This window comes from Methylobacterium sp. CM6246 (assembly GCF_054818005.1).
In genome coordinates this window covers 1,116,971-1,134,048 of sequence record NZ_JBTXKY010000001.1, presented here as the reverse complement: position 1 = coordinate 1,134,048, position 17,078 = coordinate 1,116,971, and the positions used below count along the sequence as shown (strand labels likewise).

General features: G+C 54.6%; 13 protein-coding genes, 1 tRNA gene and 1 pseudogene. 6 read left to right on the top strand and 9 right to left on the bottom strand.

The window, feature by feature from the left end; all coding sequences use genetic code 11:
* Positions 1-235 precede the first annotated feature (235 nt).
* From ACYQPG_RS05755 to ACYQPG_RS05740, 4 genes and pseudogenes are all read left to right on the top strand, one after another.
* Positions 236-613, top strand: a complete 378-nt coding sequence (locus ACYQPG_RS05755; protein WP_147909685.1) for a hypothetical protein — start codon at positions 236-238, stop codon at positions 611-613.
* 187 nt (positions 614-800) lie between these two features.
* Positions 801-873: transfer RNA gene (locus ACYQPG_RS05750), tRNA-Thr, on the top strand.
* An 81-nt stretch (positions 874-954) separates the two neighbouring features.
* Positions 955-1,587, top strand: a pseudogene (locus tag ACYQPG_RS05745) (DUF6538 domain-containing protein); the annotation flags it as partial.
* Positions 1,588-1,872: 285 nt separating this feature from the next.
* Positions 1,873-2,313 (top strand): site-specific integrase, encoded by a 441-nt coding sequence (locus ACYQPG_RS05740; RefSeq protein ID WP_461232534.1) that lies wholly within the window; start codon positions 1,873-1,875, stop codon positions 2,311-2,313.
* Positions 2,314-3,095: 782 nt separating this feature from the next.
* Here ACYQPG_RS05740 and ACYQPG_RS05735 read toward each other — a convergent pair.
* From ACYQPG_RS05735 to ACYQPG_RS05700, 8 genes are all read right to left on the bottom strand, one after another.
* Positions 3,096-3,410 carry an ArsR/SmtB family transcription factor gene (locus ACYQPG_RS05735; protein ID WP_461230484.1) on the bottom strand — a complete coding sequence of 105 codons (315 nt, stop codon included), beginning with the start codon at positions 3,408-3,410 and terminating at the stop codon, positions 3,096-3,098.
* A gap of 581 nt (positions 3,411-3,991) precedes the next feature.
* Positions 3,992-4,204, bottom strand: coding sequence for a hypothetical protein (locus ACYQPG_RS05730; protein WP_461230483.1), 213 nt, complete (start codon positions 4,202-4,204; stop codon positions 3,992-3,994).
* Positions 4,205-6,300: 2,096 nt separating this feature from the next.
* On the bottom strand, positions 6,301-6,999 hold the full coding sequence (locus ACYQPG_RS05725) for a haloacid dehalogenase type II (RefSeq protein WP_461230482.1): 699 nt from the start codon (positions 6,997-6,999) through the stop codon (positions 6,301-6,303).
* A gap of 96 nt (positions 7,000-7,095) precedes the next feature.
* Positions 7,096-7,962 (bottom strand): hypothetical protein, encoded by an 867-nt coding sequence (locus ACYQPG_RS05720; RefSeq protein WP_461230481.1) that lies wholly within the window; start codon positions 7,960-7,962, stop codon positions 7,096-7,098.
* A gap of 54 nt (positions 7,963-8,016) precedes the next feature.
* Positions 8,017-8,508: a hypothetical protein gene (locus ACYQPG_RS05715; protein ID WP_461230480.1), complete on the bottom strand. Its 492-nt coding sequence runs from the start codon at positions 8,506-8,508 to the stop codon at positions 8,017-8,019.
* 958 nt (positions 8,509-9,466) lie between these two features.
* Positions 9,467-10,327: a DNA N-6-adenine-methyltransferase gene (locus tag ACYQPG_RS05710; RefSeq protein ID WP_461232423.1), complete on the bottom strand. Its 861-nt coding sequence runs from the start codon at positions 10,325-10,327 to the stop codon at positions 9,467-9,469.
* Between the two features lie 1,060 nt (positions 10,328-11,387).
* Positions 11,388-12,668 (bottom strand): IS66 family transposase, encoded by a 1,281-nt coding sequence (gene tnpC, locus ACYQPG_RS05705; RefSeq protein WP_461230479.1) that lies wholly within the window; start codon positions 12,666-12,668, stop codon positions 11,388-11,390.
* A 246-nt stretch (positions 12,669-12,914) separates the two neighbouring features.
* Positions 12,915-14,198 (bottom strand): hypothetical protein, encoded by a 1,284-nt coding sequence (locus tag ACYQPG_RS05700; RefSeq protein WP_461230478.1) that lies wholly within the window; start codon positions 14,196-14,198, stop codon positions 12,915-12,917.
* A 1,084-nt stretch (positions 14,199-15,282) separates the two neighbouring features.
* Between ACYQPG_RS05700 and ACYQPG_RS05695 the strand changes: the two genes are divergently transcribed.
* Positions 15,283-15,984, top strand: a complete 702-nt coding sequence (locus tag ACYQPG_RS05695) for a GAF domain-containing protein (protein ID WP_461230477.1) — start codon at positions 15,283-15,285, stop codon at positions 15,982-15,984.
* 36 nt (positions 15,985-16,020) lie between these two features.
* Complete coding sequence (locus ACYQPG_RS05690; protein WP_461230476.1) at positions 16,021-16,251, top strand: hypothetical protein; 231 nt, start codon at positions 16,021-16,023, stop codon at positions 16,249-16,251.
* A gap of 9 nt (positions 16,252-16,260) precedes the next feature.
* On the opposite strand, the gene ACYQPG_RS05685 is transcribed toward ACYQPG_RS05690, so the two are convergent.
* A complete protein-coding gene (locus tag ACYQPG_RS05685) occupies positions 16,261-16,659 on the bottom strand; it encodes a PAS domain-containing protein (RefSeq protein WP_461232422.1) in 399 nt (132 codons plus the stop codon).
* Between the last annotated feature and the right edge of the window lie 419 nt (positions 16,660-17,078).

The following is a 17,078-nucleotide window of genomic DNA, read 5'->3' as shown; positions in this document are numbered from 1 at the left end:
GAACGCGTGCCGGATCCGCCCGAGAGCATCGTTCCGAATGGCGGTCGCCGGCCTTCGGGACAACGACGATGGGAATGAAGAAGCGACCGCCGCGTGACGGGCCCGAGATCCGGCCCGCCGCCCTGGAGCGGATACCGGCTCGGCGTCAGCGAGCGCGCCACGTCCAGCATTGAGAGGCGAACCCGATTGCATCGCGACCGGGCTCGTCTGTTACACCGATCTTCGCGAGCCCAGCATGTCCAGCCAGCCCCTCCCCCCGTCTTCCGCCGCGAACGGGCACGACGCGCTTGAGGAGGCCCAGTTCCGCGCCCGCATGGCGCGGCTCGGCTCCGACCCAGCGAGTCGGCGCCGCCCGCGGAACCCGCGGGCCGCCGGCCGCGGCGGCTTCCGCCTCGGCTGGAAGGGCTGGCTCGTCGTCGACAGCCTGATCGTGCTGCTGGTCGTGGCGGCGGTGGTCGCCTGGCCGCCGATCCAGGCCTGCCGGCACCAGGACAAGACAACCGGCTTTTACGCCGGCGATTCCGTCGATCGCTGCATCCGCCGGGGCATTGCCGAGCGCATCGACCGGGCGGACCAGCGCCTCAAGGCCCTGGTCCGCGGCTCCGGCCGCTAAAGCACGCGCCGCCGACACGGAGGCCGGCTCGGCCTGAACGCGTCACACCAAGGATCTGGCGCCGTTTCCTGTCACACCGGCATCGGAAATGACGCCCGCCTCGGCACAGGTGATCGGGTCGGACCCCGGATCCTCGCCGGGGCCCGCTTGAGCGGCGGCACCGCGACTGGTAGCAAGCGTGTCGTGGGCCGGTGTAGCACAGCGGTAGTGCAGCGGTTTTGTAAACCGAAGGTCGGGAGTTCGATCCTCCACCGGCACCAGATTTTTGTCGAACAATTTCAACAAGTTCGGCAGACGATGATCGCAGGATAGCCGCTACTCTCACATAGCGGTTTCACACATTGTCCCTTCGAATCGCCCGGCCGTGGAAAGACCCAAAAACCGGGGTCTACTATCTGCGTCAACGTGTCCCATCTGACCTTCTCGTAGGAGTGAAAGGCCAGACTGTGGCTCTACCCATTGGTCCAGCTTGGGCATCGATCAAAGTTGGATCTGTCGTTCAGGCTTCGTTGCGGACCAAAGAGCCGAAGGAAGCACGAGTCCGGCATTCAGCCGCTGACGGTGCTCTGAAAGAATTTTGGCAAGCTGAGCGGAGCAGATCTGTATCAGTTACGGATCAGGGAGGCTTTTTCGCACGCAAAGAATGGGGCCAGCGTCCTGTTCCTGCTGGAGATCTCATTCCGCTAAAGCCCTTGCCGGCCCCCTCCCCTGCCAAGGCAAGGGAGCCTCATTGCACAGCGGCCGATCTATTCAAACGATGGGCTCTCGACCGGGCGGACAAGCGTGCCCCGAACACGATCAAGCGTTACCGTGGCAGCTATCGATCCTTCGAAGCTTTTGCGAATGGAAGAGACGCACGGGATCTAACCCCTGACGATGTGTTCGCCTGGGCGGAACGTCGACGGGACGTTGAAGGCATCAGCCCTAGGGCGATCAACAAGAACGATCTCGTGGCCGTCAGCTCTGTGTTCCGATGGGCCTCAAGCCGAGCAAGTGGCAAGCTTATAGAAATGAACCCAGCTGCAGGCTTGTCTTTGGATGAGCCCAGGATCGTCGCACAAAGGGAGCGGACTTTTCGAGAAAGCGAGATAGCAGCGATCCTGTCAGCTGCTTCGTGTGTAGAACCAAATGGCCATAATCCAACTAGGGCATCTGCTCGACGCTGGTGCCCTTGGCTGGCAGCTTATACAGGAGCACGGATCGGGGAGCTTACAAGCCTTGAGCAGCGAGATATTCGTATCGAGGCAGGAATTCCGATCATGCATCTACGGGTGACAAAAACGGGCGAACCCAGGATGGTGCCCTTACACGCTCATTTGATTGAGCAGGGTTTCCTCGACTTTGTAGAGGCATTACCGGCCGGCCCACTCTTCTACGATCCAAAGAAACACCGAGTGGGGTCGGCCGCCACGCCGGCAGAATTACGAAGTCGCTCAGTAGCCGAGTGGGTGCGTGAAACGGTCAAGCTAGATCCCGGTGTCGATCCAAATCATGGTTGGAGACACACTTGGAAGACACGGGCTCTAGGAGTGGGGATTGAAGAACGCCTACGGGATGCCATTACCGGTCATCGTGTTGAATCCGTGGGCCGACGATACGAAACACCGACGCTTGCGATGCTGGCAGACGCCATGAGCCGATTTCCTCGCTATCAGGACGAGATTGTACTCGACGCCTACGGCAAGGTGATCCATTCGTAAGGCCTGACGCCGACCGAAAGCTCCCTCAAAACAAGCTGTTAGCCTTCGGAGGGTAATCAGCGGCTTGCTAACCAGCCAAGCCTGGGGAGGGGCTCATTGCCTCACCTGGTACGGCCTAGTTTGCCAGGATTGTGCCAGCAAGCAGACGCTGGCTTTGACCTGAGTGGGCCCGCAGCCAAGGGTGAGGAGGCCCCTACGGCGGTTCGAGCCAAGGACGTGAAGGCCATCGTTGAAGCATCGAATTTTCACAGCCGGTGAGCCGAACGAAGCCCCACATGCTTCTGCGGCGTCTAAGCGCCTGAACCGAGACCGCTCCATGGAGGTTATCCGACATGGAACAGATCTTTTGCCGGGTCGTGATCGCTGCACCTGGATGCACCACCAGGATCGATTCTGAGACAGAACGGAAAGCGGCAGATGCGGCGGAGGCTGTTCTGCGTCTATACAGAGGGCAAACGCAGTCGGTCACGGTCGAAGTCGAGTGCTTTGACGGCCATGCGGCCAATCGTATTCTAGACTATCTATCGGATTTGGCTGACGAGTGGGAACGGGTCTAATTATGTATTTTTAATTATCTCTAGAGTACATCAAGTGAGATAACACAGACAGAGCATCAATTAATCATGTTTTTCTTCTTATCAAATCGTCTTGGCTGCCTCGGTTCAATCGTCATTTCGCTTATGCTTACGCTAATTGTTGTTGCAATCTTTCGAGGATTCTAGCTGTCTTAGTTAGTAGCAACGAATTATTTGGCCAGGCGCTTCAGATAGTGAGACTTAGCCTTAGCTGGCGTCATGGCTTTCGTGCTGTTCGTCCCTGAATGCTGTGATCGATCTGAGCCATGTCATGGCTGGCACCAACGCCCTTAAGTTTAGACTGCAATGGTGCACTCGGCCTCGGACGTCCCGCTGGATGAGGTTTGCCTCTTCGAGGACCTTTACGTGTTTCGAAGCAGCGGCAAAAGACATGCTGTAAGGCCGAGCAAGCTCTGAGATCGTGTGGCTTGCAGAAATCAACTGCTGGATCATCGCTCGACGGGTCGGATCCGAAAGCGCATGAAATACGGCGTCGAAGCCGCTTCGAGGATGCTCAACCATTTGGGTGAATATCTCATGCCACTAGCTGACATGCAAGAATTTGAGCTTCACAGGGCAATTTCGAAGTTCACCGGCGGTCTGTGTCGCCGGCCCGGTTAGCCGTTCCGTTTGCGATCTCGCATGTCCCTCTACCCTGGCTTACGCTGGTGAGGCAGGGGGATGTTCCGAATGTCAGATCGCCGAGAACTCTACCAAAGCCCAAGCGGTGACGTTTGGTATCTAGCTAGGGAACCGGGGGACGGAAGTGCCTTCATCATCCATCAGCCAAATGGTCCTTCAGGGGGGCGAAGAAGCCATATTGAGCTTGGAGCTTTCCTAGGCGACGGATCGGGAAAGCCTGAACAGCAAGCCCTGCTTCGATTGATTGGAACGCTGGTGTCCGTTCCGCCGTATGCCGACCAACTGCCGGAAAAGTGAGTCGGACCGCAAACGGAGTCGGTTAGGCCGCCTACCGTGCTCAGGTGGTTACGGTGAGTTGCACCAGGGAACTTGTGCCCCAGGGGCAGCTCAGCTAGTTCGCACAACTCAGTGGGAAGCGGTTCCAGCTACGAAGCTGGCCAAGGAAGCCTGTTGGAATTCGATCAGCTGTCGACCTGCTTGGCAGTGACTTCCACAATCTGACCGTTGGCATCGAGCACCTGGAAGGCAGCCTCGATCGAACGGAGTTGGTAGGCCAGAACTTCGGTCGTTCCTGCCTCCCAAGCTTCCTGCAGATAAGCGAATGAGCTTTCCATCTGTTTGGATGGAAGCGGCTCGTTTTGGTTCAGGAAGAGGATTCGGACGCCATAGCTCATGTATCAGTCATGGCACGGCCATCGGCCATGACCAAGCGAGGAGCAGGACCTAGTAGTGTCATGCTTGCCCAGCCGGGGGGGGGGGGGGGGGGGGGGGGGGGGCGTCGGTCCGGTATGCGGCTGGGACCCCTCAGATGGCTTGGTTGCCGGAACCACCTCGGACAGCTCGAGGTTTCTGCGGATACACCTGACGCTTGTCACCCATGAAACGAGGGCCAATGAGTGTGCCTGTTAAGCCGCTGTTCGCCCTTGGGATCGCCTTCGCCGCAGGGGTCGGAGTGACTGCCGCCTATGTGGGTGGCAAGCCGGAAAGGGCGACGACCCACGTAGGGAAGACCAGGGGGATTTTGGATAGCGTCGTTGCATCGGACGCTACGAAGTCGGCTTCCCCTACACCGATAGGTTCAACGGAAAGTCCGGCATTGGCGGCCCCCGATAATCCGTCTGCTGCGAACGGATGGGTTGATCCAGTGAAACAGACTGCTGTGGCGTCACAACCTCGTCAGCCTTTACCTCCCCTCGTGTTCAACTTGGAAGAAAAGCAGGGAAGCGCATCTGACCGGGCTTCACATGGAGCCAAATCGAACCGGCAACCGGATGCCAGTCAATCCATAGTAGCTCAAGTTTCACCGCCTCAACGGCCGGATATTTCGGCACTTGTTGCTACACCTGAAGATCGTTCAGCTACCGCTGGACCTATGACGACAGATCGGAGCCTGCTGTCACGACGGGCAGATGCGAATTCGCTCGACCGAACGAAGGCCATCGAGCCTGCAATCAAGTCAAATCGAAAGTCTTCCGACGGTCGGATCGATTTCACAAAAGACGAACGAAGCAATCGTCTTTCGTCCACATCAAAACGGGTGCAGAGCGCAGATGGAATGGAGAGTGCGTACAGCGACACCTCACAACATTACTACCCCTCTAACCGAGATCGTCATGTCAATTCAAATTATCCAACTCCGCCAGTAGTCCGTCGAGGCTACAGAGAGGCATCTACGAATACCGCCCCTTCAGGCGTTATGCGCTGGTTGAATCAGTGATAAAAATTGGCAGTCGAATGATTGACATAAAGCATTTGTTGGCGGTCGGCGCTTTAACCGTCGCTTCAATTGGCTCTGCAAGTGCGATTAGTCCCCGGGAAATGAAAGACCGCACAGCGTTCATTGCAGAACGTTATCTACAGATTTGGTCATCGAGCAACGTGAGTCCGGTTGCAGGCGTACCTTACATGTATGGGCGAACAGTCCAGTTTTATGGCAAGCCCTACACGCAAGCAGATCTACAAGCGGAGAAGCGAAGAGCTATCTCACAGTGGCCAGTCCGGCGTTATGTTCACCGACCAGGCACTATGCGCATAGACTGCAACTATGCGTTACAGAAATGCGCAGCTCGCTCGACAATTGATTTCTTTATTTCTAACCCAAATCGGGGCACTCGAAAGAGTGGATCAGCAAAATTCGATCTCGGAGTTGGTTTTTCAGGTCCCCACCCAGTGATCCTTTACGAGGGCGGCAGCTCAAACAAAAACCGAAATCTTTAGAGGCCATGTGCAATAACTGCCGATGAATAAGGACTTCCAGTTAGTGGATCGAAGTTGAGCTTGGTTGGTTCCTGCACAAAACCGCAAGCCAGGTTGGGACCGATGAAGTTCCGCTAGGATGAGCGAAGTCGGCAGGGCCACAGTAGAACTGCCCCCTGCCGTACAGATTTAACGGCCCGACGCAGCACCGCTGGTCGGTGATCCTGAGCCCGAGCCATCCTGCTTGAAGCCAGCAGCGTTTGGCGGCCCTTTCATTCGACCGTCTTGGTTCGGCGTGGAGTCTGGCGTTTGGCCACCAGCTGTGCCCGTAGTTTCCGCCTTACCGAAGCCTGCGGCATTGGGTGATCCCTGCATCTTAGGCGTGGCACCCGAGCCACCGGTGGCACCCTGGTTCTCAGCGGCTAAGCTGGCAGTACCCATCGACAGCAAGCTTACTGCTGCGATCAAAGCGGTCTTCCGCATGGCAAGTTCCCTCAGGCGTTCCTCGGTCACTTCTCGTGAGTGGCCTCCTGTCCAACGCCTGTGATGTAGCTCTGCTCCTCACAAGAAGGGCTCATGGGGCAGATAGGAGCTGCGGCAGATCAGTGAGGTCGTTCAGGACAGCATGGGGTTGCCAGCGGGGATCGAGAGGCTCACCGACACGATCTATCCACACGGATCGAATTCCAAGTTCATGGCAGACCTTCATGTCTGTGACTTGGCCCATCCCTACGTGAACGGTCTCGTCCTTGGTGACGCCCAACGTGTTGTAGGCATGTTGGAAAAGACGGCGATCCGGCTTGTAGGCTCGAGCCTGCTGAGCTGTGATAACAAAATCTATCGGGACCCCAATCGCCTGAACCGTCTCAGCGATTAGGTCATCATCCGTGTTGCTGATGATGGCGAGCCTGTAGCGATCACGTAGCCGGGTGAGTGCAGCCGGCACCTCAGGATGTGGCTCGATCCGTCGGAGGATGGATAGCAGCGTCTGGTGGCCATCCTCAGTGCCCTGAAAGCCAACTTGGGCGAGAACCTCATCCAGACTCAGTTGGAGGATCGCCTTGTAGTCCTGGAACGGGGGACGATCTTGATGGAGCACTGCCCTGCTACGCAACTGGTCTGCCAGAGTGACTGATTGCTTTTCAAGACCATCTCCAGATAGGTGATTTGAGAGGATCGCCTTGGCCGCTTCTCTTACAGCTTGATGCCATTGGACCAGAGTGCCGTAACAATCAAAGGTGATCACCTTCGGAGTAGGTTCAAGCTTGAGCATAAGCCTCGGATACCTTGATTCGAACGCCTTGCACTACGTGGCCGTGCGATCGGGTGAACGCATATGGGTCAGACAACTCAATCGTCGATTGGTAGGTCAGTTCAAAGCGAATCCCAAAAGCCCTTCGGACGTTTGGCCTTCACACGTAGGGTCGGTCGAGACAAAGTGGTCATGGGCGGCAGCGTTGCAGCGATAGATCGGATGAGTGTCCCTCTGTCGATTGTCATAGACGTAGCCGGTCTGGCCCAGGGGTGTCTGGCCCTCACAGCTGAGATCACGGCTTAGGAAATGGTCGGAGCCTGCTACGCAGCTCATGAGCTTGGAGGTCCCGAATCTCGGCAGAAGGAACAGAGAGCCGACGTTCGCTTCGAAGGCGTAGCTGGGATCGGTGTAGCCCGTAGTAACCCAATGACCATTCGATCCGAGGGTCCGCTTGAGTGGGACACGTTCTGACGTGTTTGTCTCGGTAGCTGTAGCGATCTGCCATGTGCCTGGATACGGATCACCGCCTGAAAAGAAGACGGTGATGTTTGGCAAGAATGACGTGAGATTGCCGTAGGGATCACGTTGAAAGCCAGGGCTGTGGTTCAGGTAGAAGCCCGTGACGTCGCTATTCAAGTAGCCGACGGGGGACCACTTCGCTGGTGTCCCACTTAGGAGGGCTTTCAGCGGCATCTTGAAGAGGCCAAGCTGGTAGGTCTCCCTGTCCGGATTGCGAGCTGAGTCCTTGCAGGTCACCTTCTGACAGTTCCGGCCTGGTAGACCGGTAATGACGTAGACATCACCTTTGGCTGAGTCGTAGGCAAAATCCGAATTCGGGTTGACGGTAGTGCCATCAGTTGCCTCGTTCGGTATCCGTATCGGCGGGTTAAAATTCACTCCATCTGCAGTGTGGCGAACGTAAAGATCTCCAAAGCCAGCAATGCCCTGGGGACCACTCAGATCCGTTGTGAAGACGAGCAAGCTCGAACGGCCATCGACGTTGATCGTTGCTGGCTGACCGTTACCATAATTGCCTTAAGCAACTGCTGGATTGAGCGGTGAGATGACAGGCTTGGGATAGTTTGCCCAGTTGATTTTGTCGTTTGAAAAAGCTAACCCCGTCTGATTGTTGTTCCCCGGCGCGTTATCGACGCCAGAATAATACATGGCGTAGGTGTAACGCTGACCATCTGCCGGATTGGCAAAACTGCCTTTGATCACGCTCGGATCACAGACATGCAGTTGGTTCCAAGAACCAGATGTGGGTTGAAAAACAACTTGTGCGGGTGAGAAACCCGTCTGAGGGCTGTAGGACCGGTGGAAGATAACGTCGGTTTTACCTTGACCACACCACCAAAAATCCGTTGTTCCATTCTCGGTGATCACGCTCGGGGCGTAGTTGTAGCCCTTTGGGTTGGCCTCGTTGGCGAAGAGAGCCTTTGATGCTGGTCCTGTCCATTCAGCGTATGCAGGCTTCAAGAACTTGGGAACAGCAAGTAGGACGGCAACGGACAAGGCGGCAGCCAACTTCCGTCTCACGAAACCTCCAAAAGGCTCAAATTAGCTGCGTCAACCAGGTGAAGTTTTAGGGCCATCTAACCCTCAATTGCCCAAGCTATTTGACCGTCACGGCCCCTTTAATCGCTTCGTAGTCGCTTCGCTTAAGAACACGTCGAGCAAGAAGTTCGTCAACTGAGAGGTATGGGCGAAACTCAATGATCCGCTTTCCGATCATTCCCGCCCCAAGGGCGTTCAATTGCTCCACAGAAGCCGAGTTGAGATTGACGCAGCTAGCTGTGGCAACAGACTGATCGACAGGACCGTTTGTTGTCGTGCCGGCGCTTAAGCCAGTAGTCGATGTATTCTCAGGCGATTTGGCGGGTGATCGGATATCCGCCGATGCAGATGGACTCACCGTTTCCGTAGAGGGTGATTGCACAGCTGGGGTTGCAGCTGAGGAAGCCGATCCTGACGGCTCTCTGCTAAGTGACGTAGGGGCGATGCGCTGAGCGGAGCTAGAGGATGGCCCAGTAGTGATGATGCGAATGGGCTGGCCACTCGAATCCGTCGTTCGCTGCTGCTTAGAGAGCGGGACAACGGTAGCAGCCTGCTTTTCTCCACCAGATTGGGAACGGGGACCGTAACCGACCCATACGCTGGTCAGAACCACTGCGACAACAGCCAGAATGGCGCTGACGGAAAGAGCCGATTTGCCCACTGACGAAACCTGATTGATGATCTGACGCTTGATTGCCCCGTCGACATGTCTCTATCATGGCATCCTCCGGGAAGCCCCACCGTAGCTCGGCTTTGAAACGGAGCCCCCTTGGTAGAAACCGAACTAGCTCTCTGATTTTCTTAGCAAAATCACGAAAGCAAACGAGTTCCCACCGAAACACATTGAACCCCTGCCCCTAACCGAAACACGGTCGTTCATCGAGGACGTTGACGTTCCTCGGACTACTGTCACGCTTAGCTGCAGCAATCACCCGGGTATGTTTTTTGCTGCAGGAACGTGCCACGCCCCTAACAGGGCGGTACCCAGCTCAGCCACCTGCATCGCACTTGCTCCCCACACTACCACAGCTGATGGAAACGGTGCCGGCATTGTCCCGTCCCCAAACTTCAACCGTCCCCGCAGCATGAACACGTCAGCTGCCCCGGCAATATGCCGGTGCCACCAACGGGTATCGGTACGAGCAGGCACCAGGCCGACCACCACTGCGTTGCTGGCTCCCTCCTCGGCACACTTGGCAATCCAGGAGCCAATCTGACGCCCGTAGGGTGGGTTCACGAACACTCGCCCTCGCCAAGGCACGGCCAAGCCGTTGTCATGAATGGTAAGCCGGATTCGAGCTTTCACCCGTGCCCTGTTGGCGACCGTTGAGGCTGCACATGGATCTAGGTCAAACCGACCGAAGACGCTTTCCAGAGCGGCCACAAGCTCCGGCGGGGTCTCCCAGCCGTGATGGACTGAGCTATTGCCGGCTGCAATGAAGAACCCAACCATCGCATCTACCGGAGCAAGGTACAGTCCAGCCCCGACTGCAGCCCCATACATCTCAAGAGTTTCCAAACGACCTGGCCCGCCAGCTTCCAGGCTGGCCAAAGTGGTACGTGATACTCCAAGCATGCAAGCCAGTGCCCGCCGACTCACTCCACGCCGCTTCCGTAAAGCAGTCAGGGAGCGACCTAGGGGACCTACGACCAAATTGCGGCCTCGTACTTCGTACTCAAGTGCTCCCAACGCCGCCCATAAACTCGTAAGCGTGCCCCGCCCCTGTTCCAGGTTATGCACTGCTGCAACCCCGATCCCAGCTACTTCAGCAAGTTGAAGCTGTGTCATTTGTTTAAGGCGTACAGCCCGAAACGCCGACCCAATCGCAGAAAGTTGGGCCACGGCAATCCTCCACCATCCCGGAATACCCGGATAGTTGGGCCAACCTGATACCTTGAGTCAACACGTAGTTCAGTGGGGTATACTTCGTGCTGCGTCTCCAATGACGTCGACAATCATGCTTTTCGTCAAATCAGGCACGAAGGCTTAGCTGCAGGCATCACGAGCCTCTGCTGAAGGGCAGAACGGTCGCTTGATGCAGGTATCAAACGTCAGATTTCAGCCGCCAGGCTGCTAAGATACGTTCGATGAAATTCCCAAGGAGGCCAAAAATAAATTCGACAGATATTGGATAAATTCCAGATAGTGACTGCTGTTGATTAGCCCCTGGATCGATCGCAACCTACAGCAATTGTGCTACTTGCTGGCTGAGAGACTGGCTGAAAGGGCAGGATGTGGAAGTGCGGCACCAGATGGTAAGGAAACCGCACTTCGACAAACCGTCGTTACAGAGATATCTAAGACATTCAGTTCATTTGAGCGGAAGTGCCCTCAAAGAACTCATATGTTTTTTTCATTGTAAGATTACCCTGGTAACCCTTAGATTCTCTGATTTCCTTAATCGCCTTTTTCAACAATCTTCGGATCATACTCGGCTTACCTTTAAATGAATTACATAGGTCATTGTAGGTTGAGCCAATGCTCAAGCTTCCAACAGCAATTCCAGACCTTGCTGGATTGCATGAATTACACCAAAATTGGGGAATTGAATGACTGGAGTGAAATGAAAACCTGGTGGCTTGTGAGCCACATCGACACTCTCTACAAAAACTCTTATTGTCCATAATATTCTTTAATCGACAAAACTCTATATACAATATAGATGACTTGTTACCGTCCTTGCAATAACAATCTACGTATGCTGGATCTTTAAGAATAATCCAGTGAGCTGATCTTCCTGCATAAGGGCCATATTTTAGTATGAATTCTTTACTTCTAACACTATTTAAACTCGTAGATTGATTTGAATGAATATCGATGTAATTACCCACCCCTGTGGCGGCGTGATTTAGGCGCTGACGGTTTTGAGGATGGTGGCGAACGGGCTGGTCCCGGTGAGGCGGGCGGTATCGACGACGGTGCGGATGTCGGCCTCGCCCTCGGCAGCCCACATCGCGCGGTAGCCGTTGGTCATCTTGCGCTGGATGACGGAGGGACGCAGCAGCCTCTCCGAGCCGTTGTTGGTCGGCTCGACCGAGCCGGGGTGGGCGAGGAACACCAGGAGCTGACCGCGGGCCCGGCCGATCTTGGCCTGCAGATCGCGGGTCAGGTCGCAGCGGCTCGGTGTGGCGAGGATGGCCCCGAGTTGTCGATCCAGGCTCCGGCGCTTGGCGGCGAGTGTCGAGGTGGCCAAGGTGGTGACACGCTCGGCCACAGCGAACACGGATTGCAGCCAGAGCTGCAGGCGCCAGGGCACCGGATCGTCGCTCGCCTCGACAACGTAGGCGACGTCGCGGGCGAGATGGGCGAGGCAGGTCTGGTGTTCGGCGGCATGACTTTGCTGGGCGGTGTAGCGATCCGAGATCCACACCGCGGGCCGGTGGCCGTCCATCATCTCCCGCACTACGACAGCGCCGCGCGTCGGCGAGGCCGTGTGCACCACCGCGTCGGCCACGTGGAACACCCAATGGAAGGCGTTGCTGCCCTCGATCCGCACGCCGGTCTCGTCCGACGCGACCACCGCGGCCCGGCGTAGGGTCGACACGGCCTTCTCGCGACCGGAGCGGAAGCGGCCCTGCGCGCGCTGGAGCAGGTTCATCAGCCCGCCCTGGCTGAGCGTCAGACCGAACAGATCCGACAAGGCCGCCTGGAGCCGTTCGTAGGACAGCGCCTGAAACGTCTTGAGATAGGTCGCCACCGCATGCAGCCGCGGGCCGAACGGGGTGCCACGCTCTGCCTCCGGAACCGGCGCGACCACGCGCGCCCCGCAGGTCGGGCACTGCACGGCCAGCCGTCGATGCTGGGTGACGACCGGCATCACCGCCGGCAGCTCGATCCGCTCGGAGACGCTGACGACCTCGGCGCAAAGATCCTCGTGCAGGGCGCCACTGCAGCACGCGCAGCGGTCGGGACGATGCTCGACGACCGCGTCGGGATCCTCGCTCATCACGCGGCTGTGGCCTTCGTGCCCGGGCTTGGCCCCGCCGGGCTTGGACTGCTCGCGGCGCTCCTTACGGTCGGTCGACGGTGGCTTCGAGGACGTGCGCGAGGTCTTGTCCGGACGCTGCAGCCGCAGCACCAGCTCAATCAGCTCCTCGCGGCTCAACCGCTCAAGATCGCTGCGCCCCATCCCACGAAGGAATCAGCGAAATCCAAACTCTGCAAGAGGGGAACGCCCGCACGATGCGAGCCGCAGTCGCCGGATACCCCCTGGGTAATTACATATCGATAGTATGATAGGCCATGCTAGTTGTCTATATCTGTGAAAGGGGTTGTATTAGGGATTGTAAGAAAGATGCAAATAGGACAGATAGAGAAGATACGGGACCGAGACCGTTGAGGACGGCTCGGCCAGTGATCTCTTCGGTACTCTCCTTTACTCTGTGGGACCTTTTTGAGGGAATTTGTAACGGCTATAAATGTTCCGGAGTTGCTCCTTCTGAATGAAATTGGACCATGCTTCTTTCATGTACTCCTTTGTTTTTTCCTCAAATCTTTCTGGCACAATAAAAGAGTCGTGCACAGGAAGACATGGGATACTGCTCCTTTGACAGGCCTTGATTACGTATAATGCTAGTTCGCTATCTATTTTCTGAAACTCAACTCCTTTGTCTGCCGCTATAAATTTTCTAATAGCAGAGTTTCGGTCAATAACTTCGTCGTAGATAATCGTAGCTGCTTGAACTGTGCACTTCAGTTTCTTCCTGATTGCATGTATAGCCGCTTGTGGGCTACGAGCATTCATACCTATTAGTAAGGCAAGCTTGTATTCTGCCTTATCGAGAAACCCTCTTTCCTGATAGATGTCGTAATCTTTGTCGAAAAATTCTCCTACATAAGCGTAAGCAATTTTCGGATGTAGAGATGGGAAGTCCGGCTCCGCTGTCGGTTCACCATTGATGGTCAAGCATTTTCTAGCTTCTTTTGTTAGGTTCTGCCAAGATCCATAAAGTCTTCCGCCACAGTCAAAAGATGAACGGCAAAATACACGTCGAAGCTGAGGTTTACCGTAAGGTATAGCCAGTTCTACATCTTTTCGATCTTTCTTATTTTTATGAGGAATAATAATATGATTTCTTGTTTTGCGAACTCCGTCCATAGCAACATCGTATTGGATCTTACCCATTACATCATTGATGGATTGAATTTCATATCGCATCTCAGAAGTAAATTCGGTTTCGGTATAATCTATCCAGTTTCCATCAATGTAACGCTGCCAGATACACTCGTGTTGAATAGGTGTGACTATGAAGCCCTGGCAGGCGTCGATCAGCTTTGGCATTCCATAGATCGTTGACTGAGTGCCCTTACGACCTTTTGTTGGTCGACGAGCCGGAGCAATCCAATTGATGACATAGTCAGATTTTGCAAGAATATCTATTGCTTTCCGAATTCTTGCATATGTAAAGCCACGGCCGTGATATCGTCTTCTATCCTTATAGAATGTTCTTCGTCTTGAGTAAGCTATTGCTTGATCAGTTTCGGAGGCTACGATTAATTCTGCGATGATCGATCGCATGACCCCATACTTATCGTTGGTTAGGTTGAGTTTTTCCAATAGTGATGGGTCAACGTCCCATTTAAGGCCCAACATGCGATCATCGTTCACGTAATCTTCGCCGTCGATGAAATCAAATTCGTCGGTAATCTGGTTTTTCAATGTAAATCTCCTAAGCTCATGAGTCTGCACGATCCCTCGGTAGAGGGAACTTCTTGCCGTTCTCAGCCTTGATGTGGATGAGTAAAAAAAATCGTCAGAGATATTGCGTGAGTATCTGTCGTCTAAAGATGTAATCTTCGACAAAAATCATTCTTATGCTTTATGCTTGAATATTACCTAGTCGACAGACGTTCGCCGGGCGTTTCGTGATACGGGTTAGTTTCTTTGCTTCTTCTTTTCTTCATATAAGGAAGGCTCTTCCGCCGAGAAATCGTCGAAATTCTCCCCCAGGTGGAGAATTTTCTACTCGAGTGGAATATCCGGACGAATTTCTGCCTCTGAAAGCTTCGAAAGATGAAGATCTCTTTCTTCTTCACGATTTTACGCCGCTTTCGTCACCCAGGATCCGTGCTTCCGAACCGGCTCCGGTTACGGGGCAACGTTTCATCGTTGGACCTGCTCAGTTCAGACCAGCCAGAAATGCCGATTTGCAGCTGCTTACTGCCAAGTTTGAGACGGTCGTAGCCCGGTAGGCGACGATCGCTGGCGGATCTTGAAGCTACCTTCAGCCCGACAAGAAGGAACTCTCAAGCCTCACGCTTGGTGGGCCGGGTTCAGCGATCTCTTTATGGAGGCGGCTGATCGCTCTGCACGAAATTTCTCATTGTCTTCTCGTGCTTTGGAGAAGGAAGGCTTTCCCCGGCAAGTACGATTATCTCTCTCAGGTTGCGTATACTGAAACTTAGAGTTTCTTTTTGGGTGGAAATCGAACATGCAAGTCGTGAAAGCGACGGATTAGGTACGATCGTTACGAAGTTCCGGCTGGTTGGGCGTCCGTCTGCGGACCAGTACAAACCCAAGCCGAGGCGAACGGATTGGCAGGACGGTTCACTGATTGAAGGTTCCTTCGGCCAAGCTAGCCGGATCAGCGTCCTGGCAAGTCAGCTGTGTGCAGTTCGCTCTCTTCATCAGCGACGGCAATCGCTACCGATTTACACCTGCATCAGGATCGCCTTGTTCTCAACCAGAAGTTTGGTCACAGGGGCCGCAAAGCTCCCCGACTGATTGAGGAACGTGACCCGATATGGCTGGAATTCCATGGTCTATCATTCTAGACCCACATCGACTCGAAGAACTCAGCTCGTTGAATATACTCGATACTAAGCCAGAGCAGTCATACGATGATTTAGCTGCCATAGCCCGCTTGATATGCGGCACTCCAGTCGCAAACGTAACTTTAGTCTCCGATGACAGACAGTGGTTTAAGTCAGCCGTTGGAAACGATGTGCTGGAAACGCCGGTAGAGCAATCTGTTTGTGCTCATACCATCGACGAAGAAAACATACTGATTATCAACGATTTGACTAAAGATGTCCGAACTTCAGATAATACGCTTGTTACTGGAGCCCGATCGTTGCGGTTTTATGCTGGGGTACCTCTTCGCCTTGATTCAACATACGGCATAGGCACGCTCTGTGTTCTTGATACCAAACCACATCCTCACGGTCTCACCTACGACCAAGTCGAGGCTCTCAAAGCCCTGGGTCGCCAAGCTACAATTCTTCTGCAAGTTCGAAAGTTTCTTGCGACAAGCAATCAAACACTTGAAGCAGATGCGTCGATTGATCAAACGTTGGAGGAAATTTCAGACGCTATGCTCAAAGCATACCGACTGAACAAGATCTACAAGGATGGTGTTCTAAAAAATTTGCTTTTCAGCGGCCTGAGCCATATCGCTATCGGCATCGCTCGCTCTGGAAAAGCAGCGGAAACAATTCTGAATTGATGCTCTGCAATCTTCGGTGCGACGTGGAGCATCCTGATGAGTAGAAATGATTTCGAAAATAGCCGTATCCTCAAAAGCATTGCTGATGCTCTTGGAACGGAGCCAGCTGCCTTTTATACCGATGAAGGCTTGCCATCCAAGGTCCTGGAGATCCGAGAGCTTCTGGAGTCGTTCGATCGCATCAGAGATCCGAGTGACCGGCGCATCTGCCTCGATTTCATCAACTCGGTCGTGGCCCGGCAGGGAGAGGTCCCCGATGGATCTTGAGTTCGACCATCAGGAGCGACGCAGTGCTAGCGATCGTCCAAATCCAACCAAGAGCATCTCTGTAAGACGACGGAGATCGGGGTAATCACCCCGCTTCAGGGTCGAGTGCATCTCAAGGCAGCGGTCAGCAGCAGCGTTCAGCGGATCTTCAACCACCTGGTTGAGTGAGTTGGCCGAGATGAAAACGTCCGAGTGGGCGTCAGTGGTATCGATGTAGGCACCTTGGCCCTGCATCCTCCCGGACTCATCCGGCAATAGAGTTCCACGGTTTAGAACCCAACGAACCCCCCTCTCGGTCACCACTCTGAACTCAGCCGAGAACGAGCCTCCCGTCTGCCTCACACGACGGATGCGTTCGAACACCCACCCTTTGTCGTCAGCGTGAATCCGTCCAAGAGCAACTTCCATAGGAAGCTGTTCACCGGCGAGGCTTGGATTTCCGGCCAAAAGAGCGGCCGCTCCTTCGTCGAGCAAAGATCGTCCGGCTGTGACGTTGGTGCTCCAGATACCAACAAACCCAGCGGCTGTTAGAGCTGGCTCTACGCTTAATAATGAATTCATTTATCCCCCTACCCTTGAGTTCAACCTAGGAACTCGCTCGGTGGACGAATAGTTTCAGTCGTCCTTTTTATCTGAGTCGTGCAGCATCACCGAATGCGGTTCGGTGACGGCTGCCACAGTTGCATTTCTCCGGCCATTGAGCTGTAAGAGAAATCTTCTCTTTTGGACCGTATTCGTAGAAATCTAATCTACATCAAGAAATATGGAGATTTTTGATGTCTGAGTATGACAGTCGAAGTAAATTTCAGTTGATAGCACGGACGCTT